This is a genomic window from Piscirickettsia salmonis LF-89 = ATCC VR-1361 (assembly GCF_000297215.2).
GTDB classification, from domain to species: Bacteria; Pseudomonadota; Gammaproteobacteria; order Piscirickettsiales; family Piscirickettsiaceae; genus Piscirickettsia; species Piscirickettsia salmonis.
Map to the genome: position 1 here is coordinate 1 of NZ_AMFF02000130.1, position 1471 is coordinate 1471.

The 1471-nt window shown below is 39.4% G+C and carries 2 protein-coding genes and 1 pseudogene; all 3 read left to right on the top strand.

Translation table 11 applies throughout. The features are described from left to right. The first annotated feature begins 173 nt into the window (after positions 1–173). Positions 174–446: a transposase gene (locus C200_RS11930; RefSeq protein ID WP_032126239.1), complete on the top strand. Its 273-nt coding sequence runs from the start codon at positions 174–176 to the stop codon at positions 444–446. 11 nt (positions 447–457) lie between these two features. Then, positions 458–1294 (top strand): IS3 family transposase, encoded by an 837-nt coding sequence (locus C200_RS11935; protein ID WP_033923779.1) that lies wholly within the window; start codon positions 458–460, stop codon positions 1292–1294. Positions 1295–1357: 63 nt separating this feature from the next. After that, a pseudogene (locus tag C200_RS15535) lies at positions 1358–1471 on the top strand (IS6 family transposase); the annotation flags it as partial.

Consider the following 1471-nt stretch of genomic DNA (forward strand, 5'->3'; position numbering starts at 1 on the left):
ACTGGTGCAAAGTGTATGGCTACCCTGAAATCCTGCGGACTGAAAATGGGCCTGAATACATATCTTCTCATTTCCAAGAATGTGCTGAAGTGCATGTACTTCGGTAACCCTCCCTTAAAATGAGACAACTCATAACTGGAATCTTCTGTTAACATTTTCAAACAGGAGAGCATATGAAAAAGAGCAAATTAAGTGAATCAAAAATCGTAGAGTTGCTTAAGCGTGTTGAGGCTGGAGCAGATATAGAAACCACAGCAAGAGACTACGGAATCTCAACTAGCACGTATTACACCTTAAAAGAACGTTATGGGGCAATGGATATCTCTCAGCTAAAAAGGCTAAAACAATTAGAGAAAGAGAACCAGCAACTTAAGAGAATGTATGCTGATTCTCAAATAGAAATTGAGGCTTTGAAAGATGTTGTGGAAAAAAAGCTACCGATATAGAGGATAAACGAATGCTCGCTACTTACCTCAAAGATGAACATAAGCTAAGCCTCGTGGTTGCTTGTAATTTAGTCACTCTTCCAAGAGCAAGCTATTACCGAAAAAAACAGCATCAATCTGATAATGCTGAAATAATTTCAGAGCTAAAGACGTTAGCGAGCAAACACAAACGCTGGGGTTGCGACAAAATGGTCGCATATTTAAAAAACAAAGGTAAGCCTTGGAACCATAAGCGCATTCGTCGAGTCTATATTGAAATGGGCTTAAACATAAGCTGTAAACCAAAGCATCACTACGTCAAAAACGAGCCTGAATATTTATTTCAGCCTATCTACAAAAATGTTTGTTGGTCATTAGATTTTATGAGTGACGCCCTTCTGAGCGGTACGAAATTTAGAACGATGAACCTCATTGATGATTACAACCGTAAGGCTTTAGGCATCGCTATCGATTTTTCAATGCCTGCTGTTTTTGTCACATCCAAACTTGATGAGTGGTGCAAAGTGCATGGCTACCCTGAAATGCTGCGGACTGACAATGGGCCTGAATTCATTTCTTCCCATTTCCAAGAATGGGCTGAAGGGCATGGAATTCAACTGCGTCGGATACAACCAGGAAAACCTGCTCAAAATGGTTATATTGAACGATTTAACCGCACTTATCGTGGTGATATTTTAGATTGCAATCAATTTACTTCATTGCAGCAAGTTCAGAAACTTAGCGATGACTGGATCGTTGAATATAATACGATCAGACCACATCAATCTTTAAAGAATCTTTCACCAGACACATTTGCTGAGAAACGTGAAAAACAGTTAGAAAAAATTTCGACAAAAACAGAGGGATAATTCCAGTTTTAAACTGTCTCACTTATGGGGGGTTGATACAGGTAGACGTAAACGAATTTAAGTAAGAATCAACCCTTTCAAAATAGGAAGCATTATTCCGGTGAGATCATTCTTTGGCTGGTGCGTTGGTATGGCCGCTATGCCTTATCTTACCGTGATCTCAAAGAAATAGCAGCT